This is a genomic window from Bacillus jepli (assembly GCF_047238305.1).
Taxonomy (GTDB): Bacteria; Bacillota; Bacilli; order Bacillales; family Bacillaceae_L; genus Ferdinandcohnia.
The window spans coordinates 4162308-4187371 of record NZ_JBDFMO010000001.1 but is presented as its reverse complement, the minus strand read 5'-3'; the positions used below and the strand labels follow the sequence as shown (position 1 = coordinate 4187371).

At 37.4% G+C, this 25064-nt stretch carries 25 protein-coding genes and 1 other annotated feature; of the genes, 17 read left to right on the top strand and 8 right to left on the bottom strand.

From position 1 onward, the window contains the following. Positions 1 to 63 precede the first annotated feature (63 nt). Positions 64 to 813 carry a YjbA family protein gene (locus tag ABC371_RS21340; RefSeq protein ID WP_412898634.1) on the top strand — a complete coding sequence of 250 codons (750 nt, stop codon included), beginning with the start codon at positions 64 to 66 and terminating at the stop codon, positions 811 to 813. Between the two features lie 59 nt (positions 814 to 872). On the opposite strand, the gene trpS is transcribed toward ABC371_RS21340, so the two are convergent. Then, positions 873 to 1862, bottom strand: coding sequence for a tryptophan--tRNA ligase (gene trpS / locus ABC371_RS21335; protein ID WP_412898633.1), 990 nt, complete (start codon positions 1860 to 1862; stop codon positions 873 to 875). An 84-nt stretch (positions 1863 to 1946) separates the two neighbouring features. After that, positions 1947 to 2189: a binding site (T-box leader), on the bottom strand. A 182-nt stretch (positions 2190 to 2371) separates the two neighbouring features. Here trpS and ABC371_RS21330 point away from each other — a divergent pair. The 6 genes from ABC371_RS21330 (at position 2372) to ABC371_RS21305 (ending at position 9382) form a co-directional block, all read left to right on the top strand. Next, positions 2372 to 4000 (top strand): peptide ABC transporter substrate-binding protein, encoded by a 1629-nt coding sequence (locus ABC371_RS21330; protein ID WP_412899416.1) that lies wholly within the window; start codon positions 2372 to 2374, stop codon positions 3998 to 4000. A gap of 107 nt (positions 4001 to 4107) precedes the next feature. Further along, positions 4108 to 5043: an ABC transporter permease gene (locus ABC371_RS21325; protein WP_412898632.1), complete on the top strand. Its 936-nt coding sequence runs from the start codon at positions 4108 to 4110 to the stop codon at positions 5041 to 5043. A 3-nt stretch (positions 5044 to 5046) separates the two neighbouring features. Continuing rightward, on the top strand, positions 5047 to 5964 hold the full coding sequence (locus ABC371_RS21320) for an ABC transporter permease (protein WP_412898631.1): 918 nt from the start codon (positions 5047 to 5049) through the stop codon (positions 5962 to 5964). Between the two features lie 12 nt (positions 5965 to 5976). After that, a complete protein-coding gene (locus tag ABC371_RS21315) occupies positions 5977 to 7035 on the top strand; it encodes an ABC transporter ATP-binding protein (protein ID WP_412898630.1) in 1059 nt (352 codons plus the stop codon). Between the two features lies 1 nt (position 7036). Next, a complete protein-coding gene (locus tag ABC371_RS21310; protein ID WP_412898629.1) occupies positions 7037 to 7975 on the top strand; it encodes an ABC transporter ATP-binding protein in 939 nt (312 codons plus the stop codon). 201 nt (positions 7976 to 8176) lie between these two features. Further along, complete coding sequence (locus tag ABC371_RS21305; protein ID WP_412898628.1) at positions 8177 to 9382, top strand: putative glycoside hydrolase; 1206 nt, start codon at positions 8177 to 8179, stop codon at positions 9380 to 9382. 47 nt (positions 9383 to 9429) lie between these two features. Here ABC371_RS21305 and ABC371_RS21300 read toward each other — a convergent pair whose 3' ends face one another. Beyond that, positions 9430 to 9615 (bottom strand): hypothetical protein, encoded by a 186-nt coding sequence (locus tag ABC371_RS21300; RefSeq protein ID WP_412898627.1) that lies wholly within the window; start codon positions 9613 to 9615, stop codon positions 9430 to 9432. A gap of 149 nt (positions 9616 to 9764) precedes the next feature. Between ABC371_RS21300 and ABC371_RS21295 the strand changes: the two genes are divergently transcribed. The 5 genes from ABC371_RS21295 to pepF all read left to right on the top strand — a co-directional run bounded on the left by ABC371_RS21295 (position 9765) and on the right by pepF (position 15282). After that, on the top strand, positions 9765 to 10340 hold the full coding sequence (locus ABC371_RS21295) for a GNAT family N-acetyltransferase (RefSeq protein ID WP_412898626.1): 576 nt from the start codon (positions 9765 to 9767) through the stop codon (positions 10338 to 10340). A gap of 238 nt (positions 10341 to 10578) precedes the next feature. Continuing rightward, complete coding sequence (gene spxA / locus ABC371_RS21290; RefSeq protein WP_099354197.1) at positions 10579 to 10974, top strand: transcriptional regulator SpxA; 396 nt, start codon at positions 10579 to 10581, stop codon at positions 10972 to 10974. A gap of 357 nt (positions 10975 to 11331) precedes the next feature. Next, entirely contained in the window at positions 11332 to 12000 is a 669-nt protein-coding gene (gene mecA, locus ABC371_RS21285) for an adaptor protein MecA (RefSeq protein ID WP_412898625.1), read from the top strand. A 128-nt stretch (positions 12001 to 12128) separates the two neighbouring features. Further along, complete coding sequence (locus tag ABC371_RS21280) at positions 12129 to 13367, top strand: competence protein CoiA (protein WP_412898624.1); 1239 nt, start codon at positions 12129 to 12131, stop codon at positions 13365 to 13367. 94 nt (positions 13368 to 13461) lie between these two features. After that, positions 13462 to 15282: an oligoendopeptidase F gene (gene pepF / locus ABC371_RS21275; protein WP_412898623.1), complete on the top strand. Its 1821-nt coding sequence runs from the start codon at positions 13462 to 13464 to the stop codon at positions 15280 to 15282. Positions 15283 to 15320: 38 nt separating this feature from the next. Here pepF and ABC371_RS21270 read toward each other — a convergent pair whose 3' ends face one another. The 4 genes from ABC371_RS21270 to ABC371_RS21255 all read right to left on the bottom strand — a co-directional run bounded on the left by ABC371_RS21270 (position 15321) and on the right by ABC371_RS21255 (position 18020). After that, positions 15321 to 15500, bottom strand: a complete 180-nt coding sequence (locus tag ABC371_RS21270; RefSeq protein WP_412898622.1) for a hypothetical protein — start codon at positions 15498 to 15500, stop codon at positions 15321 to 15323. 270 nt (positions 15501 to 15770) lie between these two features. After that, positions 15771 to 16610 (bottom strand): ClpXP adapter SpxH family protein, encoded by an 840-nt coding sequence (locus tag ABC371_RS21265; protein ID WP_412899415.1) that lies wholly within the window; start codon positions 16608 to 16610, stop codon positions 15771 to 15773. Positions 16611 to 16809: 199 nt separating this feature from the next. Continuing rightward, positions 16810 to 17424 carry a lytic transglycosylase domain-containing protein gene (locus ABC371_RS21260; protein ID WP_412898621.1) on the bottom strand — a complete coding sequence of 205 codons (615 nt, stop codon included), beginning with the start codon at positions 17422 to 17424 and terminating at the stop codon, positions 16810 to 16812. Further along, positions 17421 to 18020 (bottom strand): CYTH domain-containing protein, encoded by a 600-nt coding sequence (locus ABC371_RS21255; protein ID WP_412898620.1) that lies wholly within the window; start codon positions 18018 to 18020, stop codon positions 17421 to 17423. Before ABC371_RS21255 ends, ABC371_RS21260 begins: the two co-directional genes overlap by 4 nt. A gap of 142 nt (positions 18021 to 18162) precedes the next feature. Between ABC371_RS21255 and ABC371_RS21250 the strand changes: the two genes are divergently transcribed. From ABC371_RS21250 to ABC371_RS21235, 4 genes are all read left to right on the top strand, one after another. Beyond that, on the top strand, positions 18163 to 18537 hold the full coding sequence (locus ABC371_RS21250; protein ID WP_412898619.1) for a UPF0738 family protein: 375 nt from the start codon (positions 18163 to 18165) through the stop codon (positions 18535 to 18537). Between the two features lie 23 nt (positions 18538 to 18560). After that, positions 18561 to 19202: a GTP diphosphokinase gene (gene yjbM / locus ABC371_RS21245; protein ID WP_412898618.1), complete on the top strand. Its 642-nt coding sequence runs from the start codon at positions 18561 to 18563 to the stop codon at positions 19200 to 19202. A 17-nt stretch (positions 19203 to 19219) separates the two neighbouring features. Next, positions 19220 to 20014 (top strand): NAD kinase, encoded by a 795-nt coding sequence (locus tag ABC371_RS21240; RefSeq protein WP_136379968.1) that lies wholly within the window; start codon positions 19220 to 19222, stop codon positions 20012 to 20014. Positions 20015 to 20079: 65 nt separating this feature from the next. Beyond that, positions 20080 to 20979 (top strand): RluA family pseudouridine synthase, encoded by a 900-nt coding sequence (locus ABC371_RS21235; RefSeq protein WP_412898617.1) that lies wholly within the window; start codon positions 20080 to 20082, stop codon positions 20977 to 20979. Between the two features lie 406 nt (positions 20980 to 21385). Here ABC371_RS21235 and prpE read toward each other — a convergent pair whose 3' ends face one another. Both prpE and ABC371_RS21225 read right to left on the bottom strand, forming a co-directional pair. After that, complete coding sequence (prpE, locus tag ABC371_RS21230) at positions 21386 to 22123, bottom strand: bis(5'-nucleosyl)-tetraphosphatase PrpE (RefSeq protein ID WP_412898616.1); 738 nt, start codon at positions 22121 to 22123, stop codon at positions 21386 to 21388. 77 nt (positions 22124 to 22200) lie between these two features. Next, positions 22201 to 23376 (bottom strand): FtsW/RodA/SpoVE family cell cycle protein, encoded by a 1176-nt coding sequence (locus tag ABC371_RS21225; RefSeq protein ID WP_412898615.1) that lies wholly within the window; start codon positions 23374 to 23376, stop codon positions 22201 to 22203. Between the two features lie 287 nt (positions 23377 to 23663). On the opposite strand from ABC371_RS21225, the gene mgtE reads away from it, so the two are divergent. Then, positions 23664 to 25043 (top strand): magnesium transporter, encoded by a 1380-nt coding sequence (gene mgtE, locus ABC371_RS21220; protein WP_412898614.1) that lies wholly within the window; start codon positions 23664 to 23666, stop codon positions 25041 to 25043. Positions 25044 to 25064 lie beyond the last annotated feature (21 nt).

Below are 25064 nucleotides of genomic sequence, written 5' to 3'. Positions count from 1 at the left end.
GGAATAAAACTTCCTCATTCTGCCTATACTGTTGACAAACAGCTTTGAAGTGAGGGGTAAAAAATGTTGTTTCTTCATGATATTTGGGTAAACTGGTTTGAAGGTGAAGAAAATGGTTACAACGTTTGTCACTTCCATGAATGGCGCAAGGATGATAGTGTTGAACTGTTAGACCAGGTACCTTTGCTAAAAATTGAGTCTCCGTTGTTTAACTACATTGAAAATGATTTAATGGAATTACCACAACAACTTCTTATGGATGTTCACCAAAAAGCGTATGTTCGTAAAAATCACGAACGAATTCAACTCGATTATTGTTTTGTTGTAACGGACGGCCATGGGATTATGGCGATAGACACAATAGGCTATAACATTCCGATTCGGAAAAGCCGATTGATTCCACGGCAGGAACAGCTCGTTTACGAAATGGTGAATGGTCATGAGGCAATTCCTTATACCTTTGAAAGTGAGAATAGCACAAAGGAAAAGGAATATCATATTTTGTCTCCATCGCCTATTGAAATGGCTGGTCTAACACGTAAGGAAAGGCAGTTAAAGCAGCTTTTATTTATGGCTTTAGATCAGTTAGCCTCAACAAAAAATGTAGCGGAGATTAGGTATTGGTATACGGAGTGGAACCCTTCGAGGTACCAAGAAATTCAGGAAATGCAATTTGAGGAAGTATGGCAAAACCTCTATGAAGAAACCAGAAACGGTTGGACAAGCAAACATGTTTTATTATGTGAAAACCTAATAAAGGGACAACCATTTTTTGAAAAGCTTTGGGAAATTGAACATGAATCAAAAGTGTAATTACATGTAAATCAATTGGAAAAAGGATTTGTTCGGAACAAATCCTTTTTTCGTTTTCATTATTTTCTTTTTCTTCCTAGTCCCATGGCATTTTCCATTTTTTTGGCGGTTTTACTTGCTACTCTATTCGCTTTTTCAGCACCGGCATCAAGGATTTCGTCTAATTTTGGTGAGTTTAGAATCTCGTAATATCTATCTTGAATTGGGCGAATCTCGTTTAATACAACCTCTGCAAGGTCGGCTTTAAATTCTCCGTATCCTTTTCCGTCATACATTTCTTCAAGTTCCTTAATGGATTTGTTGCTGAAGTTGGAATAAATGGTAAGAAGGTTAGAAATACCCGGTTTATTTTCCTTATCAAATTTCACAATTCCCTCTGAATCGGTTACAGCACTTTTGATTTTTTTCTCAATTTGTTTCGGATCATCAAGTAGTGCTATAAAGCTTTTTGGGTTTGGATCGGACTTACTCATTTTCTTTGTAGGATCCTGTAACGACATAATTCTTGCGCCTTCTTTAGGTATCCTTGCTTCTGGAATTGTGAAGATTTCGCGATATTTTTTGTTGAATCTTTCTGCTAGATCACGAGTTAATTCAATATGTTGCTTTTGGTCTTCACCGACAGGAACAAGGTCCGCATTATATAGAAGAATATCTCCAGCCATTAACGGTGGGTATGTTAATAATCCAGCGACAACAGCTTCTTTCCCTTGTGATTTATCTTTAAATTGAGTCATTCTCTCAAGTTCACCGATATAGGAGACACATTGTAACATCCAGCCTGCTTGAGCATGTGCTGGAACCTCTGACTGAATGAAGAGTGTTGCTTTTTCTGGGTCAAGCCCTATTGCCAGATAAAGTGCGGCTAAGCTTTTGATATTTTCGCGTAATTTTTTAGCGTCTTGTGGTACAGTAATCGCGTGTTGGTCCACAATACAATAGAAGCAATTATATTCATTTTGCAATTCAATGAACTGTTTCATTGCCCCAATATAGTTTCCTAATGTTACAGATCCACTTGGTTGAATCCCTGAAAAAATAGTTTGCATGTTGTTTCTCTCCTTTTAAAAATATGGATAATAAAGAGTAGTTTCAGTCAAAATAAAAAACCACCCGCACCTAACAATTTAAATGTTAGGGACGAATGGTTACCGCGTTGCCACCCTAGTTATTTTACTCGAATATGAGTGAGTAAAATCTCTCGTATCCTTTTAACGTAAGGAACACGTCTATGCCTACTACTAATTTTCAGCAAAGATGCTCAAAAGTCCATTCCATATGCTCCATTACCTGTTCACACCAACCACAGACTCTCTGTAGGAGGAAATGTCCTCCCAATGGTTATCATATGTACTACTCTTCTTCATAGCCCGTTATTCATATTATTTTTATTATAATCTTTTCATTTCGAATTGCAAGTAGTAAAGCAAAAAATCGATGGAAAACATATAAGCCCCATACGCATAAGTTAAACCATTTTGAAACAACATAAGTAGCGTATATCTTTGGTAACAAAAAAAGGAAACTACATATTGAGGAGGACATCCATTTGAAAAAAATGTTATTGATATTAAGTATACTTTTTGCAAGTACGATTGTACTTTCAGCCTGTGGCACATTTAATAATGGGAACAAAGAAGGTGGAGGAGCCAAGGGCGAAGGTGCAAAGCAAGAACTAAGAATCAATATTAGTTCAGAGCCGCCGACATTACATCCGGGCTTAGCGACGGATTCAACATCTGGGGTAGTATTGAACCATGCTTTTGAAGGTTTAACTCGTATTAATAAAAATGGAGAACCAGAAGAAGCGATGGCGGAAAAAATTGATGTTTCAGAGGATGGCAAAACGTATACTTTCACAATTCGAGATGCCAAGTGGTCCAATGGTGATCCTGTTACTGCCCATGATTTTGAATATGCATGGAAATGGGTATTGGTGCCTGGAAACCAATCTGATTATGCATCACAAATATATAATTATGTTGAGGGAGCAAAAGACGCTTATAACACGCCAGATATTTCTATTGAAAAAATGGACAGTGTTGGAATTAAAGCGATTGATGATAAAACACTTGAGGTTAAATTGGTCAATCCAACTGCTTATTTCTTAGAATTAACGGCCTTTTATACGTATTTTCCCGTCAATAGTAAGTTTGCAAAGGATAATCCGGATTGGGCTAATCGCGTTGATGAATCATATGTTTCAAATGGTCCGTTTGTAATCGCAGATAAATCAGCGAGTATTACGCTTAATAAGAATAAGGACTATTGGGATGCTGATTCAGTCAAGCTCGAGAAAATAACAATGGATATGATAAATGATCCGAATACTGAATATCAAAGCTTCAAAAAAGGAGAGTTGGACTGGGCTGGTGCTCCAACATCTGCATTGCCGACAGATGTTATTCCTACATTAGACAAAGAAGGTACGTTACAAAAGAGCGCCATTGCGGGCACCTATTGGTACAAGTTTAATATTAATAAGGAACCGTTTCAGAATGAAAATCTTCGAAAAGCTTTATCTTACGCAATCGATCGAAAAGCGATTGTTGATAATATTACTCAAGGTGGACAAATTCCGGCAATGGCTTTAGTTCCATCGGCAATACTTAAGGAAAATGAGAAGGGATATTTCAAGGACAACGACGTAGATGCTGCAAAGGAGCATTTACAGAAAGCATTAGATGAACTTGGATTAAAAGATGTATCTGAGCTTCCTGAGATTGCCCTTTCCTATAATACCTCAGAAGGACACCAAAAGGTTGCACAAGCCGTTCAAGATATGTGGAGAAAGAATTTAGGGGTAAACGTAACCCTTAATAACGCTGAGTGGAACGTGTATCTTGATAATATTGACCAAGGTAATTTCCAAATTGGTCGTGCGGGCTGGTTGGCAGATTTTAATGATCCTGTAAACTTCCTTGAAATTTTTACAGTCCCACAAGGAAATAATGATACAGGTTGGACAAGCGAGAAGTTTAATAACCTGCTTGCACAAGCAGCTAAAGAAACAGATAAAGATAAGCGACTAGGTTTACTAAAAGAAGCTGAGCAAGTGGTAATCGGTGAAATGCCAATCGCACCTATCTATTTCTATACAAATAACTGGGTTCAAAATGAAAATTTAAAAGGTGTTGTTATTTCCCCATTAGGAGATGTTCAGTATAAGTGGGCTTATTTTGAATAACTCAAAATAGGTCATCTTAAATAAAAACATAAAAGTAAGGTATATAGTTTGCCTATATACCTTACTTTTTGAAAAGGGAAAAATGATTGCAATGGGAGGTGTACCAAGTGGCAAAATATATCATTAAGAGATTAATCTACATGATCGTTTCTCTCATCTTGATTGTGACCGCTACATTTTTCTTAATGCAGGCGGCTCCAGGTGGTCCATTTACGAAAGAGAAGGATGTCCCTCCAGAAATTGAAGCAGCTTTAAATGCCCATTATGGTTTGGATCAACCATTATATAAACAGTATTTTGACTATTTGTATGATGTGGCTAGATGGGATTTTGGTCCATCCTTTAAATATAAAGCAATGACCGTGAATGAAATTATCAATAACGGCTTTCCTATTTCCCTTTTTTTAGGGATCGAGTCCATTCTGATTGCAATTGCGTTTGGTGTTGTATTAGGTGTAATTGCAGCCCTTTATCACAATAAATGGCAGGATTATTCAGCGATGATTATTGCAGTTTTGGGAATATCTGTTCCAAGTTTTATTTTAGCAACGGTTCTCCAGTATGTATTTGCCATTAAGCTAGACCTTTTTCCAGTTGCGAGATGGGAGTCGTTTATGCATACGATTTTACCTGCAATTGCTCTAGCTTCTTCACCAATGGCATTTATCGCACGATTAACTCGTTCAAGTATGCTCGAGGTACTGGCCAATGATTACATAAAAACAGCTCGTGCTAAAGGATTGGCTCAATGGACAATTACGATTAAGCATACGATACGTAATGCAATGCTACCTGTAGTCTCCTATATGGGACCATTAACAGCAGGAATCTTAACAGGAAGCTTTGTGATTGAAAAAATCTTTGGAATACCTGGATTAGGGGACGAATTTGTAACGAGTATCACAAACCGTGATTATACCGTAATAATGGGAGTCACAGTTTTTTATAGTATCTTACTCTTGATTTCTGTTCTCCTTGTCGATATTTTGTACGGATTTATTGATCCTCGTATCAAGTTATCTGGAGCAAAGAAAGGGGAGTAACATATGCAGAATATTCCTAAGGAAATGTTTACGCCCGCAACCATAAATGAGAATGAAGCCGAAAAAATATCGAAACCAAGTTTATCCTTTTGGAAGGATGTCACTTCAAGATTTAAGAAAAATAAACTCTCATTAGCAGGAGTCGTATTATTAATCCTTCTGCTCATTATGGCGATTTTTGGGCCAATGATGAATGAATTTGATTTTCGAACAACAGATCTTGCCCATGCCAATGAAGCACCATCTAACGTTCATTGGTTTGGAACAGATGAACTTGGAAGAGATGTCTTTACAAGAACATGGCAAGGAGCGAGAATCTCTTTATTTATTGGACTTGCAGCTGCTGTTATTGACCTGGTTATCGGGGTTTTATGGGGCGGTATATCCGGCTATATGGGTGGAAAAGTCGATGAATTTATGATGAGATTAGCAGATATTTTATATGGGGTACCTTATTTGTTATTAGTTATTCTACTCATGGTTATTCTTGAACAAGGGCTCGGAACTATGATTCTTGCAATGACCATAACCGGTTGGATCAATATGGCGCGGATTGTGAGAGGACAAGTCTTGCAGTTAAAGTACCAGGAATATGTTCTTGCGGCTCAAACATTAGGTGCTGACGTTAAGAGAATTATGTTTAAGCACCTGATTCCGAATTCCATGGGGCCCATTCTAGTTACGATGACGTTGACGATTCCAAATGCAATTTTTACTGAATCCTTTCTAAGTTATCTTGGATTGGGAGTACAAGTTCCACTTGCCAGTTGGGGAACAATGGCCTCAGAAGGCTTGCCGGCATTTGAATATTATCCATGGCGTTTGTTTTTCCCGGCAATGTTAATCTGTATCACGATTTTTGCTTTCAACGTAATAGGCGATGGAATGCGAGATGCATTAGACCCAAGGCTGCGCAAGTAAGGGAGTGAGTATATGGAAAAGTTATTAGAAGTTAAAGACCTTGAAGTCTCTTTTCAGACCTATGCGGGTGAAGTGAAAGCAGTCCGCGGTGTGAATTTTGATTTATATAAGGGTGAAACACTTGCCATAGTTGGGGAATCAGGGTCAGGTAAAAGTGTAACCTCTCAAACAATTATGAAGCTTATTCCGATGCCACCTGGAAAAATTACAAAAGGTCAAATCCTTTTTGATGGTGAAGATCTTGTTCCGAAAACCAATAAGGAAATGGAGAAGATTCGCGGAAAGGATATTGGAATGATCTTTCAGGACCCAATGACCTCTCTTAACCCAACGATGAAGGTTGGCATGCAGATTATGGAGGTTTTAATTAAACATCAAAATATGTCCAAGGGAAACGCAAAGGATCGTGCAATTGAACTTCTAAGGCTAGTTGGAATCCCTAGTCCAGAGAAGCGAGTGAATCAATATCCACATGAATTTAGTGGGGGAATGAGACAGCGTGCAATGATTGCCATTGCATTGGCCTCAAGCCCTAAATTATTGATTGCTGACGAACCAACCACGGCCTTAGACGTAACGATCCAAGCACAAATATTAGAATTAATGAAGGACCTCCAAAAGAAATTGGAAACATCCATTATTTTTATCACTCATGATTTAGGTGTCGTTGCCAATGTCGCTGATCGAGTTGCGGTTATGTATGCTGGAAAAATTGTTGAATATGGAACGGTTGATGAAATATTTTATAACCCAAAGCATCCCTATACATGGGGATTATTGTCGTCAATGCCAAGTCTAGATAATGATAATCAAACCGAGCTTATGGCCATACCGGGGTCACCGCCTGACCTTACAAATCCTCCAAAAGGGGATGCGTTTGCACCAAGAAATCGTTTCGCGATGAAAATTGATTATGAAATGGAACCCCCCATGTTTAAGGTTACGGATACACATTATGCAGCTACATGGCTCCTTCACCCTGATGCACCTAAAGTAGAGCCACCTGAAGCTGTACAACGTCGAATGAAAAACTTCTCATCCGAAAAGCAACACAGAAAGGATGATGAATGAAATGGCTGAAAAACAAAAACTACTTGAGATAAAAAATTTAAAGCAATATTTTAATGTTGGAAAACCAAATATGGTCAAAGCGGTGGATGGGATTACCTTTGATATTTACAAAGGAGAAACACTAGGTCTTGTAGGAGAGTCAGGTTGTGGAAAATCAACCACTGGTAGGACCATTATCCGCTTATATAACGCTACCGGTGGGGAGGTTATTTTTAACGGAGAAAATGTTCATGGGAAAAAATCTAAGAAAGAGTTAAAAAAGTTTAACCGGAAAATGCAAATGATTTTTCAAGATCCATATGCTTCCTTAAATCCGAGAATGACAGTAGCGGATATTGTGGCTGAAGGTATTGATATTCATGGGCTTGCTAAAAATAATAATGAACGAATAGAACAGGTTTATGCACTATTGGAGACTGTTGGGCTAAACCGTGAGCATGCCAATCGGTATCCACATGAATTCTCAGGAGGGCAGCGGCAGCGGATTGGAATTGCACGTGCACTTGCAGTTAAACCAGACTTTATTATTGCAGATGAGCCCATCTCGGCCTTAGACGTTTCTATTCAAGCACAGGTTGTAAATCTAATGAAAAGGCTCCAAAAAGAAAAAGGATTGACGTACTTGTTTATTGCACATGATTTGTCAATGGTTAAATATATAAGTGACCGAATTGGAGTTATGTATTTCGGGAAAATCGTTGAGCTTGCAGATGCGAACGATTTATATTCAAACCCGATACATCCATATACAAAATCATTGTTATCAGCGATTCCGCTGCCTGATCCAGATTATGAACGAAATCGTAAAAGACTGATTTACGATCCAAAAGAACATGGATATTCAGAAAATGAAGAGGTAAAACTCCGTGAAATTAGACCAGGACATCTAGTCGCCTGCTCGGAAAAAGAATACAAAGAATATAAAGCAAAATACAGCTAAATGGCCTAACGGGCCATTTTTTATTTTGAATACATTTACCATTAATAACAGAAGGGTTTATTAGAAGAATATAATATAAAGACAAACGAGCTCATACAATTGAATAAATATTAAAATTATGAAAAGTTTGTCTAAATTTGTATTATTTCCTGAAAAATTCATATAAACTGTAAGTAAAGAGTGGGAAGGAAGGAGGAAAGTATGAAAAAATTTATCTCTTTTCTATTGGTTATCGCTTTAATTGGATTCGGCGTGTTTTATGTAAATGATACAGGATTTGCAGAAAATAAAATATTTACAATGGAATCTCATTCTATAAGTAAATCGGTCATAACTAAAAAAGAAATCCCAGAAATGGTGACCCGGTTTGAATTTGATTCAGGCTATCAATTCGAATATCCTGATGCTATTAGGGGAATTTATGTATCAGCACATTCAGCGGGGGGAGACCGTTTTCCACGACTTGTCCAGTTTATTGAAGAGACGGATCTAAATGCGATGGTCATTGATGTTAAGGACGATTTCGGATATTTGACTTACGTACCACCACAGGGCTCAAAATATCAAGGGATAAGCAAAGACTATATTAAAGATCCATCAGCTCTGCTAAAAAAACTCGAGGAGAAGCAAATCTATCCAATCGCAAGGGTTGTCGTATTTAAAGACTCTGTATTAGCAAAGCAAAGGCCGGATTTATCTTTTAAAGAAGGCGATAAGGTTTGGACGAATGGACGAGGGGAAGCATTTGTGAATCCATTTTTAAAAGAAGTTTGGGATCACAATGTTGGGATTGCAATTGAAGCGGCGAAGCTTGGATTCCAAGAGATACAATTTGACTATGTTCGTTTTCCAGAAGGATTTGAGAAACGTGATGGATCCTTAACCTATGGCTTTGGGGAATATGAGAAGGCAAATACAGATAATGTGCAAAAACGTGTTGCTGCTGTCACGGATTTTGTAGCATATGCCAAGGAAAAATTAGAGCCATATCACATTAAGGTTTCAGTTGATATTTTTGGATATACAGCAACATTGCCTGAGGCACCAGGAATTGGTCAAAATTTCTCTAAGATATCTGAGAATGTCGATGTCATTTCTTCCATGATTTATCCAAGTCACTGGACATCCTATTTTGGAATTGCACGACCTGACTTAGAACCATATCGTTTAGTTTCAGAATATGCAAAGGTTGAAAACCATAAGCTTGATCAAATCGAAAATAGACCTATTTCAAGACCGTGGCTACAGGATTTTACAGCAAGCTGGCTTGGAAAAGGAAATTATACGGTTTACGGCAAGGATGAAATAGAGGCGCAAATAAAAGGATTGCAAGACCAAGGTATTCAAGAGTTCTTAATTTGGAACGCTGCAAACACCTATACAAAAGGTGTGGATTACACACCATAGAAAAAAACTGGCTGGTCCCATTTCCTTTGGGACCAGCCTTTAGTTTGTTATTTTTTTCGTCCACCTACGTTTTTCCAACCAGTTTTCACATGGGAATCACGATTAACGATATCTGATCCAGACTTACCGCCAAAAACTCGTTCTCCAACACCATTTGCCATAACACCCATTAAAGCAGTAATTCCAATGACTAAAACAGCAATTAGACCTAAATCCATTATGTAGCTTGCCATGAATATCCCCCTCAATGAAAACGCATTCCTACTTCTATTCTATTCCAAGTGAAGTATTATTAAAAGAGGGAATAATGAAAAATGAGAACAATCTCTTTTATATTGCATACACTAAGGATGTCCAATTTAAAAATACAAGGAGTAGATGTATGAACTGGTACGAGAAATTAAATCAGTATTTTCCAATTGAAGAAATGAAATCAAAAGAACATATGGAAACTCTATTGAAGGAAAAAGGAGATATTTATTACAAAGATGAGGGTACTTATCATGTTCTGATGTTTGCTGAGTTAGACAGCTTTATTTTTATCGATTACCTTTTTGTTTCAAAAGAATCCCGAGGACAAGGTTTAGGTCATAAACTCATCGAAAAATTAAAGAAAAAGGGTAAACCAATAATCCTTGAGGTCGAACCCGTGAATTACGAAGACTCAGATACTGAGAAAAGACTTAAGTTCTATAAACGGGAAGGTTTTGAACATGCCACCTCAATTGGTTACGAACGCAAATCATTGGCAACAAATGAACGTAACCAGATGGAAATTTTATATTGGTCCCCAACAAATCAATCTGAAGAACTTATTTATGAAGCCATGAAAAAAACATATGAAGAAATCCACAAATATAAAGATAAAGAATTTTATGGCGAATCTTACCAAGATGTTAGTCAAGTATTATCATTTAACGACAATAATGATAATCGGGACATCTTAAAAAATGTGTGATTATTGAAGCAATAGGAACAGATCATTCCTATTGCTTTTCTATTTAGAACTCTAGATGTATCAAGGTCTTAATGATTTAAAAGTTTTCTTCAAAATTGTCTATCTTTCTCAGAAAATTTGAGGTATAATAATTAAAGAAATTACTTAATTAAACTAATTTTAATTTAGTATATACATCCATGACCAATCATGCTGATTGTTAAGTAATAATCTACTTTTTAAGGGAGTGATAAGGTTAATGGTTACTCTTTATACTTCTCCAAGCTGTACTTCTTGCCGTAAAGCGAAGTCATGGTTAGAGGAAAATCAAATTCCATATCAAGAAAGAAATATTATTTCTGATTCTCTTTCAATCGAGGAGATCAAAGAAATTTTACGTATGACGGAAGATGGAACAGACGAGATTATTTCAACTCGTTCTAAAGTTTTCCAAAAATTGAATGTAAATCTGGAGACAATGCCTCTTCAGGATTTATACAAATTAATACAAGAAAATCCTGGCCTTCTTCGTCGACCAATTATTATTGATGAGAAGAGACTTCAGGTAGGATATAATGAGGACGAAATCCGTAGGTTTTTACCAAGGAAAGTTCGTACCTTCCAACTAAAGGAAGCACAACGCTTAGTAAACTAACATCAAGAAACTTCTACTGTCAAAACGTAGAAGTTTTTTTGTTTATTAGGACATTTTACTCGTTTTCTGATGCGTTTCATATTATAATGGTACATAAAACAGAAGCTACCTGAAATGATTTCATCAAAATTCATGCTCTTTTGCATGAAAAACCGGGCAAAACAACTGTTTTTTAAAAATTAACCTTTTTTATTTCCATTCTCATATCTTTTAACATAAAATAAAAGTACAAGATATAGACTTTTTTCTTATCTGTAGGTTATTCTACAACATTTATGGGAAAAGTGAATAAAAGAGCATCTGGCTCGGGGGTATAACGTCCCTTCAAAATCTGAGCAAGAAGGGAGAGGTTCTGTAATGGAAATCGAACGAATCAACGAATATACAGTGAAATTCTATATTTCATATAATGACATAGAACAGCGCGGGTTTGAACGTGAAGAAATTTGGTATAACCGTGAGCGAAGTGAAGAGCTCTTTTGGGAAATGATGGATGAAATTCATCAAGAAGAAGAATTCACGATTGATGGTCCACTATGGATCCAAGTCCAGGCGTTAGAAAAAGGGCTAGAAGTTCTTGTGACACGAGCACAGCTTTCAAAAGATGGGAATAAATATGAACTTCCTGTTGGTGACGATAAACTTCCAGTTGATGAAAAGATTGAATCTTTACTTGATCAACAATTTCATTCAAAATATGAGGACAAAGATTTTATTGAAGAATTTGAGGAAGAAACCTTCCAATTTTTAATTCGGTTCCAAGATTTTGAGGATGTCATTTCGCTAGCACATCGTATCCAACTTGAAGGATTAAGTAATTCATTGTACTCCTTCGAAAATAAGTACTACTTATTTATCGATTTCAACGAAGAACTCTACACTGAAGATGAACTTGAAGATATGCTTAGCATTGTGTTGGAGTATGGGCAAGAGTCAGCAATGTCGATTCATAGAATTGAAGAGTATGGTAAAAAGATTATCGATGAGAATGCATTAAATGAATTGGTTAAATATTTCTCGCTATAACCTAAGTCGAATTCCATTTTTGGAATCGGCTTTTTTTATGGAGAAATGTTCATAATTTTTAAATTGTACAAACATATTTTCTATGCTATTTTAAAGGAGCAACCTAATAGGAAAAAGGAGATGATGCCGTGTTTGTTGCATTACGTGAAAACGGTCAGTACATATCACTCGTGGAGACATGGAAGCGTTCCGATTTACTTGAGCTCCGCAGCCATGAGACATTTAATTGTCCGGCATGCCAAAGCAAAGTCCAATTGAAGGCAGGTTTGAAAAAGACCCATCATTTTGCACATCTAAAAGGAGTAGAGTGTACGGTTAAAACCGAACCAGAGTCTGAGTATCACCTTGAGGGAAAACGACAGCTCTTCCAATGGTTCAAAGCCCAAGGGTATGATGTCAAGCTTGAGCCGTTTTTACCAGAAATCTCACAACGTCCAGACCTCTTGGTCACCACACCTAACAAACGCTTCGCAATTGAGTACCAATGCTCCCAACTTGATTATCCCTTATTTAAAAAGAGATCCGATTCCTATAAGAAGGAAGGAATTGTACCTATTTGGATTTTGGGTGCTAAATGGTTTAAGCGGATATCTACCCATTCTGTAAAACTTTCACCGTTTCAATGGCTGTTTGCCACCTCCTTCAACCAACCTATCCACCCTAGCATCCTTTATTACTGTCCAGATACTTCTACATTTGTTAAACTCTTTTATCTTCAACCATTTACAACAACTGAAGCTTTTTGCTCGATGTATTTTTATAAAGAAAAAGAAATATCATTTTCAGAACTATTGAATCCGGGCAATCGTATATTTACTTTGCAACCTATTTGGGGTAGAAAAAAACAAAAGTGGAGAGCAAGCTATTTCGTTTATACCTCTACCCATTTGTCCTCATTTTTGACCACGCTTTATCAAAAACGAATTCCGCCCGCCCATTTACCGTGTGAAGTGGGATTACCTGTACCATCAGGTTATTGGTTTCACACACCCCCAATGATCTGGCAAATGTGGATATTGCTAGATCTGTTGCTTCACCTTCGGAGTGGGGATACTTTCTTTTTTTCTAAAGTAATGGAGGTCATTTCAAAGCGAATTGCATCAAAAGATATTGTGATTAGACAGCTGCCGCTGGTGTTTCATACACAATATTCACTAGCGGTTGAGGAGTACTTACATGTATTGGTGAAAGCAGGCAATCTAAAAAAAATGTCTAAAACCAAATATGAAAAAATAAAGGATTTTACTATTCCAACAAGTTTAGATGAAGCGAGTACTACGGACGAAAAATTGCTGGCAAGTGTTGGAAAGCATGAAGAAATCGGATTGGCACAATCTAATATTGGTAGAGATCTAAGTCGAGGTTGAATTCAAAAAACTTGAACTTTTTGAATAAAAAAGGAGATAATCAATAAGGTATCGAATACCTTTTAGTGTAATAGGAAATAGGAGGTTTTATTAAATGGCGGAACAATCAACTGTAAAGAAACTCCCAAATCGGAATGAAATTGCCGAGCAGGATACATGGAGATTAGAAGATATTTTTGCTTCAGATGCTGAATGGGAAAAGGAATTTACTGAAGTGAAAGAAATGATTTCTGGAATTGAAGAATTCCAGGGAAAGCTTGGTGAATCTGCGGATAAGCTTCATGAGGCTTTAGCGTATCAGGATGCCATTTCTTTACGAATGGGAAAACTATATACATATGCACATATGCGTAATGACCAAGATACTTCAAATTCGTTATATCAAGGTTTATATGATCGTGCAACAAATTTATATACACAAGTAGGAAGTGCACTTTCTTTTATCGTACCTGAAATCCTAACAATCGATGAGGAAACAATTAAATCTTTCCTGTCCGAAAAGGAAGAATTGAAGGTTTACGAGCATGCTTTAAACGATATCAACCGTGAACGCCCACATGTTTTATCTGCAAAAGAAGAAGCATTACTTGTACAAGCCTATGAGGTAATGGATTCTTCAAGCAATACATTTGGAATGCTGAACAACGCTGATTTAACTTTCCCAACCATCAAAGATGAGAACGGAGAAGAGGTTGAAATTACACATGGTCGTTATATTAACTTCCTTGAAAGTTCAGACCGACGCGTTAGAGAAGAATCATTTAAATCTGTCTATGACACATATGGCAATTTTAAAAATACGTTCGGCAGCACGTTAAGTGGAACTGTAAAAAAGGATAACTTTAATGCGCGTGTTCGCAATTATAAGTCTGCTCGCGAAGCAGCCTTGAGCAGCAATAATATTCCTGAGTCCGTTTATGATAATCTTGTGAATACCATTAATGAACATTTGCCATTGTTACATCGCTATGTCGATCTTCGCAAAAAGGAACTTGGAGTGGATGAGCTTCATATGTATGACCTCTATACACCACTTGTAAAAGATGTAAAAATGGAGGTTTCCTATGAGGAAGCAAAGGATTATATCCTAAAAGGACTTGCGCCATTAGGTGAGGATTATTTAAATGTCTTAAGAGAAGGCTTTGAAAATCGTTGGGTGGATGTTCACGAGAACAAAGGAAAACGAAGTGGTGCATATTCTTCCGGAACATATGGTACAAATCCTTATATTCTTATGAACTGGCAGGACAATGTCAACAATCTATTTACATTAGCACATGAATTTGGACACTCCGTTCATAGCTACTATACAAGAAATAATCAGCCATATACGTATGGAAATTATTCTATCTTTGTTGCCGAAGTGGCGTCTACTTGTAATGAAGCACTCTTAGGAGACTATTTATTAAAAACTCTTGATGATGATCAAAAGAGATTATATATTTTAAATCACCAGTTAGAGGGCTTTAGAGGAACTGTATTCCGTCAGACCATGTTTGCTGAATTTGAACATATGATTCATATGAAAGCACAAGAGGGAGTAGCGTTAACACCTGATTTGTTTACCGAAATGTATTATGATCTTAATAAAAAATACTTTGGTCCGAATATTGTCGTGGATGAGGAAATTGGTCTAGAATGGTCACGTATTCCACATTTCTATTACAATTATTATGTGTACCAGTATGCAACAGGTTTTAGTGCTGCTACAGCATTAAGTAAGCAAATCTTAGAAGAGGGTAAGCCTGCTGTTGACCGTTATATTAATAACTTCCTAAAAGCAGGTAGCTCGAATTATCCAATTGAGGTACTGAAAAATGCAGGTGTGGACATGACTTCTGCAGATCCAATTAAAGAAGCATGTAAAGTATTCGAAGCAAAGTTAACTGAAATGGAAAAGTTATTAAATAAGTAATAAAAATAAGCGGGGGCATCCAATTTGGATGCCCTTTGCTATGAACGAAACCCCCTGAAACGATTTCGGTTATTATAAATAACAAATGTGACAAGTAACGAAAGAAATAAAAGAGGGGTTGTGATATAAAGGGGAATTAATTTCATTAATCCCAATATATTTAGTCCAAAAGTGATGATGATCATGAAAGTCCCAATAATCAGTCCGATTCTCCTCATCCTTACATCCTCCATACAAATGAATGAATTTTTACCTTATTGTTTCTATACTTTATATTTATGTCCAAGCATCTACTTTAAGAATAGGAATTTGACAACTTTGTGAAAAAATGTACAAATAGTTGAAAATGGTTATCAACCTTGCTATTATGTAATCAAGAAGTAATCACACAAACAACACCCCTTTGTTTGAAGTGAAATTTCTCCCATCCCCTTTATTGAAATATATAGTAAAAAGACTTGGATCAATTGGATTCCAAGTCTTTTTCGTTATTCTATATATCTCCAGAATGTTCCGTATTTAACAGGAACTTGTTCGACTTTTTGCTTTAATATGAGCTTTTTCATTTCACGTTCGACTTCTGGTATAGGCAAATCGTATAGAACGGAAATTTCCTTTGAGGCAACGAATTTAAAGTATTTTAAGAAATCCTCCAATGGCGGTGGAGGAGTTGGTTCTATTTTTTCACCGAGCATATCGTAAATAATATGAACATACATTTCATATGGATAGCAGCCGGTGATTTTTAGACCTTCCTCTTCAATGTTCTCATTAAAGAAAACAAGTGTCGGAATTTCCTCAACTTCCATTTCAGATGTGATTTTTAAATCGCATTGGAATGCTTTTGCAGCACTTGATGAATGAAGATCGCTTTTAAATTCGTTAACATCCAGACCAACCTCATCTGCACATGCATATAATACATCAGCATCTGAAATATCCCGTTTTTCAAGGAAAAGATTTTCCTGTAGCTTTCGTAAAAAACGGATTCCTGCTTTTTTTCCTTGTAGTTCTGCAGCTTTAATCGCAATGGAAACAGAATGAGGAGCAGAAATCGGATTTTCAAGCCATAGGGTTCCGTCACAAGACATTCCTGATCGACTAGCAGTGCGTTCCCACACTTGAGCCATGTCAGCAGGCTTTTTCCTCTTTTGAATATTCAAGGAAGCAAGGCGGCCACTTAAAATATGGCGAATCGTAAAATACTTTCCATATTCAATTGATAGCTTTTTTAAAATGGGTTCCAATGCCCAACAATCAGGACATAGTGGATCAACAAACATATAGATTTCCAACGGTCGGTTACTAGAGGAATGTTTGAATCCCATATGATCAGTTTGTTTCAAGACCTTACCCCCTTTCTACTCTCAAGGAGTGTATATCAAATGTTGAATGTATTAACATTTTATCAATGGACGAGATTTAACTCAAATAAAGCGCACTTTTTAGGGAAATGAAATTTATGGAATCGAAATAAAATATTGCTTGAAATGAAAAAGCTCTCCCTTTGATGTGGGAGAACTTTTATTATCCGAGATAGGTTTCTGTTACTTTTCTTACATAGTTTTGTGTTTCTTTAAAGGGTGGGATTCCACCATACTTATCAACATTTCCAGGTCCAGCATTATATGCAGCTAAGGCAAGTGATACATTGCCGTTATAGCGGTCTAGCATATTTCGAAGGTATTTCGTACCTGCTTCAATATTTTGGGCTGGATCTGTGATATCAGTGACTCCCAATCCTATTGCAGTTGCAGGCATTAACTGCATAAGGCCAGTGGCGCCGGCATGGCTTTGCGCATTTGGATTAAAATTGGACTCGTGCTTAATCACAGAGCTAATTAAACGTGGATCCACATTATGTTTTTGTGCTGCCTGTTGAATCAAGTCTTCATAGCTACTGGATACAGGCGTGGATTGAAGATTCGATATCGTTAATGGCATATAATGCCTGTTGTTATTTAAAGATGAAAGATCAACCATCGAACGAATACTTTCCGTTGGCGCACTAGATGAATTGGATATCAGCTGTAACAGCATGTCCTTAAAAATGGACCCATCATTAGTCGTTGTCGGTGAATTTGTTGTTGAAACATTTCGTAACGCTTGGAGTTCCATTAGTACTTTAAAATCTATTTTCAACTGTGTTCCTCTCCTAGTAGAAGCTGTTTTTTTCGATCATAAAATCTACGAATTTTATTGTCTGTTTTGCGAACGGGTATGTTGTATTGATGGAGTAGTTCATCAAAAATTTCTTTTCCGATTACTTCATCTGTTACTTCATATTCTACCTCGAAATCGCATTTGTTTAAATAGTAACTCTTATCCAAGACGAGTAAGCCATTTTTATATTCGACTTCAGCTCGTTTCGTTTTAAGCGAACCAAAGAAAGTTACATCCATGGGGTTGATAGAGAGTGTTTTTAAAATGGTAGAAACCTCACCGCCTATGATAGGACCACCAGCAAGCATTTGCTTGGCTTCATCTCCTGTTAAAACTTGATGTGTCTCTAGTAATCCACGACGGACGGGCTGTTTTAGAGTAAGTGTATAGGTGCCTTTTTTTTCACGAATACGAAGGGCAGCTCCTTGATTTTTTAAGGAAAACTGAGCTGTATCAAAATAAAAATTTTCTTGGATTACTTTTTTCTCATCGTCAATTGAGAATGCTGAAAGTAATCGATGATATTCATTTTCTTCTAGCAAATTTTTAAATTCAATTTCAAGCTCTTGTGACATCTTCATCGTCCTTTTCAACAATTTGTTTTTATTATATCATGAGGTGTGACTTTTTTAGGAATTGGTTAGCAGTTTCTTTAACGAATTGATGTACATATGATAAAATAGGTGTGGATTTGGAAATGAGAAAAGGAGATTACTGATGCAGAAGCATATCGAAATTAGTCAATTTAATTATTCTAACGGCAGGTTAGTTCTTAAGGCGGAGCATACAGATTTTGACACGGCTGGATTAAGTGCCACCGGTCAAATGCTGGTTGATTCCGATTCATTAGCATTCATTTACAAGCTTGAAAATGAGCAGGAATTTATATATGTGAGTTTGCCATCAGCTATCTGGCCATCATTAAAAAATGTTATTTCTGAAAATCAAAAAGTTATTTTACACCTCGAAGACGACGAACTCGAACTAATTGATATCATTCCTGAATTGGAGTACCTTTTACAAAACATTGAAGGTAATGCCAACTATGGAGATGAGATGGTCGAACTTGTCGAGAAGACATTTTTATCCTAAGTTTAGAAAAACGGGGGACGATCATGAGTAAAGACTGGGATCTTTTTTTTGCTCCTTACAAGCAAGCTGTTGATGAGCTGAAAATAAAGCTTAAAGGAATGAGAACTCAATTCGAAATGCAAGGTACCCATTCCCCAATTGAATTTGTAACAGGAAGAGTAAAGCCCATCCCTAGTATTTTGGATAAAGCAATGAAGAAAAACATTCCGCTCGATAAAATCGAAGAGGAGATGCAAGACATCGCAGGCTTGCGAATGATGTGTCAGTTTGTAGATGATATCAAGTGGGTTGTTGAATTATTACGGATGCGAAATGATTTAGAAATCATTGAAGAACGTGACTATATTTCACAAAAGAAAGAAAGTGGATACCGCTCATACCATCTCGTGATCCAGTATCCTGTTCAAACCATTGATGGTGAGAAGAAAATTTTAGTAGAAATACAGGTTCGCACTCTTGCAATGAACTTTTGGGCAACGATCGAACATTCTTTGAACTACAAATATAAAGGCAGATTTCCTGAAGAAATTGAGCATCGCTTACAGCGTGCGGCCGAGGCTGCTTTTCTTCTTGACGAAGAGATGTCTATAATACGTGGCGAAATCCAAGAAGCACAAGCTATTTTTTCTCGAAAAACGGATAACAAGGATTCTGCTAAATCTTAATAGATAGGGTGTAAAATATGAAATTTGCTGTAACTTCGAGAGGTGACTCGAACTCGAATACATTAATGCAAAAGATAAGAACATATTTAATGGACTTCGGGCTCACATATGACGAGGATCAACCAGATATTGTCGTAACTGTCGGAGGAGATGGAACCCTTTTATATGCCTTTCACCGCTACCGCAGCCGGTTAGATAAAACAGCTTTTGTTGGTATCCACACAGGCCATCTTGGGTTTTATGCAGATTGGGTTCCAGAAGAAATAGAGAAACTAGTCATCGCCATTGCCAAAACACCTTATCAGGTTGTCGAATATCCATTACTTGAGGTGTATATTCGCTATATTAACGGGGGACGGGAATCGAGATATCTTGCATTAAATGAATGTACGGTAAAGAGTGTAGAGGGTTCACTTGTGATGGACCTTGAAATTAAAGGACAGCTTTTTGAAACGTTTCGCGGGGATGGACTATGTATTTCGACACCTTCAGGAAGTACTGCATATAATAAAGCGCTCGGTGGCGCGATTTTACATCCATCGATTGAGGCAATTCAGGTTGCAGAAATGGCTTCAATTAATAATCGTGTATTTCGTACGGTTGGTTCACCGTTAATATTACCGAACCATCATACGATTGTCATGAAACCAGTGAATGATGTCGATTTCCACATTACAATTGACCATTTAACGCTTTTACACAAAGATGTTAAATCCATTCAATGCCGCGTAGCTCCTGAAAAAGTACGCTTTGCTCGTTTTCGCCCTTTCCCATTTTGGAAAAGGGTTCGTGATTCGTTTATTTCGGATTAGTTGAAATGCGGAGTCTTGCTAATTGCTGCGAGCCATAGCTGGACAAATGGAAGGGATATAGGACTGTGGATGCTTTTACATTGGAATGGACGGTATCTTCACAAGATACTGGAAAACTAGTTAGAGAGTTTTTAAAAGAACAGAGTATATCAAAAACGGCCCTTACTGATATCAAGTTCGCAGGTGGCGGGATTTTTATAAATGGTCGTTCTGTTACAGTTCGACATCCTTTAATCGAAGGCGAGGTTCTCAAAGTGGTGTTTCCACCGGAAAAACCTTCCCAAGAGTTAAAGCCTGAGAATCTACCTTTACAGATTGTGTATGAGGATCCTTATGTATTGGTTGTGAACAAAGCACCATACCAGCAATCAATTCCATCCAGGGAGAGCCCGACCCGAAGCTTAGCAAATGCGCTCTTATATTATTACCAATCAGCAGGTCTTGATGTGACGGTTCATTTAGTCAATCGCCTGGATCGTGACACATCTGGGTTGCTGCTCGTTGCAAAGCATCGCCATATCCACCATCTTTTATCACAGCAACAAAAGGCTGGAAGATTGAAGAGGACATATGAAGCCGTGGTACATGGTGAATTAGAAATGGATTCTGGTACGATAGATGCCCCAATTGGACGGAAGGATGATAGCATTATTGAACGCCAAGTGCGTGAAGATGGCCAGAGGGCTGTTACTCATTTTAAGGTCATTGAGAAGTTTCGAAATTGCACACATGTGCTGCTTCAGCTTGAGACTGGGAGAACCCACCAGATTCGCGTTCATCTTTCACATCTTGGTCATCCGATTGTAGGTGATGATTTGTATGGGGGATTACTTGTGGAAATTGGAAGGCAAGCACTCCATTGCCGAGAACTTCATTTTTGGCATCCCATGTATAAAAAAGAGGTAGCCTTTTATGCAGAATTACCGGAAGATATGAAAGAGTTATTGGAAAAAGCGACCTTGTGAGGTCGCTTTTGTGTTGAGGTGGCATTCATGGAGTTGCGTTATCTTCACCTATTAGGTTGTTTGAGTAACTTGAAACGGGCTGGAGGTGCATGGGAATCCAGAAATTAGGATGTTGATGCCACTTGGATTGACTTGGAGTGTCGCCGGAATCCAGAAATTAGGAAGATGGTGTCACTTGAATTGGATTGGAGTGTCGCCGGAATCCAGAAATTAGGAAGATGGTGTCACTTGAATTGGATTGGAGTGTCGCCGAAATCCAGAAATTAGGAAGTTGGTGACACTGGAATTAACTTGGAGTGCCATTGAAATCCAGAAATTAGGAAGTTGATGTCACTTGAATCGACCTGGAGTGTCACCAAAATCCAGAAATCAGGAGGTTGGTGTCCCTCAGATGAGTCCATACCACTCACCCAAATTCCCGAAACTTCTCTGACACGAGCGGCATAGTCGAACGCACCGAAACAGTCTCCATCTCCGGATACTTTAATGCTGTTAAGCTTCCACCAAACACGCAACCGGTATCAATATTCACTGTATGATTTACCCATCGTGGTTCCTTTACTGGCGTGTGACCATACACAATCCATGATGTGCCCTTATATAGCTTTGCCCAATCACGTCTTTCCGGTGTTCCATCAGGGTTGTTTTTGCCTGTAATATCCCCATACAACACAAAGGTTTTTACCTTTTTATCATTGCGCCCAATATAATCCTCACGAATGCCTGCATGGGCAATGACCAATTTTCCATCATCCAATCTTTCATAAAGAGGGGCCATTTCATACAACTCAATAAACTGACTTCGGACCGATTCTTGTTTCTTTTTATCTAAAGCTTCAAATTCAGCCACGGTTGTTTCCAATCCATGTGTGGCCTGGACTTTATTTCCGAGCAGAAATCGATATAGCTTATTACAATGATTGCCTGGTACATAATAGGCTTTTTTCTCCTGAACAACGAGCTTGTACACAGTTTCAATCACCTTTAATGATTCTGAACCACGATCTGTTAAGTCTCCTACAAATGCTAGGAGACGGTCATTATGTATTGGTATCCCAGTTTCCCACGAATAATCAAGTTTCGTCGTTAATTCTTTAAATTCCTGATAACAACCATGAATATCACCGATTACATCTATTTTCATCAATAGCACCTCTCTACAAAAAAATCACGTTACTCCTCAACTATTATAAGAAGAATAACGTGATTTTATTTCTAGTTTTAGTCAAACATAAACTTCTTCGTTCTTGAACGAACATTTAGTACAATTCCAATAGCAATCATATAGGTGGCAAGGGAACTACCGCCATAGCTAATAAACGGTAATGGAAGACCAGTGATTGGTAGGATTCCGACTGTCATTCCAACGTTTTGGAATACTTGGAAAGTGATCATTCCAATCACACCAGCACATAAGTAACTGCCATATGGATCGTGACTTTCTAGTGCAATATGAATCATTCGATAGATTAATAAGAAGAATAAGGAAATAATAATACTTGTTCCAATGAATCCAAATTGCTCAGCAACCACGGCAAAAATAAAATCGGTGTGTCCTTCAGGAATGGAAACCTCTGATTCCTGATAACCTTTGCCGTGTAACTGACCAGACCCGATGGCCAATAACGAACGGACTAATTGGTGGCCCTCGTTACTGGCAGTAGCAAAAGGAGAGAGCCAGCCATAAAAACGGCTCATCTGGTAGTCCTCTATAATGTACTTAAAGAAAAAGTCTGGAAAGTTGAAGTATAGGAAAACACCTAATGAGATTGCAAAAACAGCTGAAAATACGCCTGCAAAAATAATTCTCCATTTAATACCTGCAACAAGAATCATTGTCGCAATGATTGACATAAAGACCATGGTCATCCCCATATCCGGCTGTAACACTAAAAAACCAATCGGTGGGGCAGACGCTAGTAAAATCTTACCAATAAGAAGAAGATCATCCTTAACCGTATTAATCGGATATTTTTCACGATGATCCGCAATAATCTTACTTAATACAATGATGATAATAATCTTCATTAGTTCAGATGGTTGAAAGCTTGCGAAACCAAAGTTGTACCAGCTTGTTGCACCTTTAACTTTTGAGGCAAAGGGGATGTCAACAATATATTTTTCAACAAAAAGACCAAATAATAATACCATCCCGAATCCATATAAATACCAGGAGATCATTTTAAAACGGTCAAAATCAATAACCATTGTCCCGATGATGGCGACAATTCCAATCACATACCATTGAAGTTGTTGGGCTGCGAAATTTATATTTTTAAGCTTTTCTGGTAAAAAAGGCTGTGCACTTTGAATTGCGATGGCACTAACGATGGCCATGAGAAATAAAATAAACAACAATGTATAGTCAATTTTTTGAGGAGTATTTTCTTTATTCATGAATAAAAATCCTTTCTAATCAGGCACGAGTTTTATATCATAGAAAACAGGGTATTTATTCAATATCCAGTATTTTAAAAATTAAAGTCCAGCTCCACGAGCGCCTAGCGCATTTTTCGTGAGCCAATTCTATCTTAGCTTATTTTAGAGTGATTGCAAATCATTATATCGAGCAAACTAAAAAATTAATGATATACAAATTGCCACAAAAAGTAAATGGTCGTATGTTACATTTTTGCCAAATGTATGTTAAGATTTTGTTTTTCAGTTGTAAGGGGGGGAAGAACATGTTACAACATGAAGTAAATGAAAAAGAACAACAACAATTAGAAACTGAACAATTGCTGGTAGCTCTTGAAAATGAGAATATCGACGAATTCCGCGCCAAATTCTTAGAAATTCATCCATATGAAAGATCAAAATTCTATGCAAAGTTACCAAAAGATGCTAGAATGCGCGTATATCTTTTTTTATCACCAACAGAAATGGCTGAGGTTTTCGAAAACCTTGAAATTGATGAGAATGAATATGAAGAGCTTTTATCAGAGATGGACCCAACTTTTGTCGCGGATATGCTTTCACAAATGTATGCGGACGATGCAGTTGACGTATTAAATGAATTAAACAAGGAACAGGTCGCAAGCTATTTGACAATAATGGATGATGAAGCTGCGGGGGAAATAAAACAGCTTCTTCATTATGAGGAATATACGGCAGGTAGTATTATGACTACCGAATTTATCGCGATACATGCTAATCAAACCGTAAAATCAGCCATGTACATCTTAAAGAAAGAAGCTCCTCGTGCTGAAACGATTTATTATGTGTATGTAATCGATGAAGAAAAACGACTAGTCGGTGTCATTTCTATCCGTGATTTGCTTGTAAGTGATGATGACACAATGATTCTTGACATCATGAATGACCGAGTAGTATCTGTGTCTGTTAGTGAGGATCAAGAAGAAGTCGCAAGAAAGATGAGGGACTATAATTTCTTAGCGGTGCCTGTTATCGATTTTCAAAATCATTTATTGGGGATTATTACGGTAGACGACATTATTGATGTTATTGATGAAGAGGCATCTGATGATTACTCAAAACTTGCGGGTATTTCAGATGTGGATTCTGCTGATAAAAATATTTTTACATCTGCTAAAAAGAGATTGCCTTGGCTGATTATTTTATCTTTCCTTGGAATGATGACAGCAAGCCTTATTGGACGATTTGAAGCAACTTTAGATCAAGTTGCCATTTTAGCTGTTTTTATTCCGTTAATTGCAGGTATGGCAGGGAATACTGGAACACAGGCATTGGCTGTTGCTGTTCGTCGAATAGCGATTGGTGAGGATGAAGAAGAAAATAAATGGCTTTTAATCCTGAGAGAAGCCGGGACAGGTGTAATAACTGGGGCTGTTTGTGGAACGGTAATAATGTTCGTTGTTTATTTTTGGAAAGGTGATTTTTTTCTAGGATTATTAGTTGGATTTTCAATTTTTATTACATTAATTGTAGCAACTCTTGCTGGTGCACTTGTGCCGTTACTTATGCATCGGTTAAAAGTAGACCCTGCAGTTGCGTCGGGACCTTTTATCACCACAATTAATGACATTATTAGTATTTTAATTTATTTTGGATTAGCAACCTTTTTTATGGGCTATCTTGTTTAATAATTTTAAAATTTATGATAT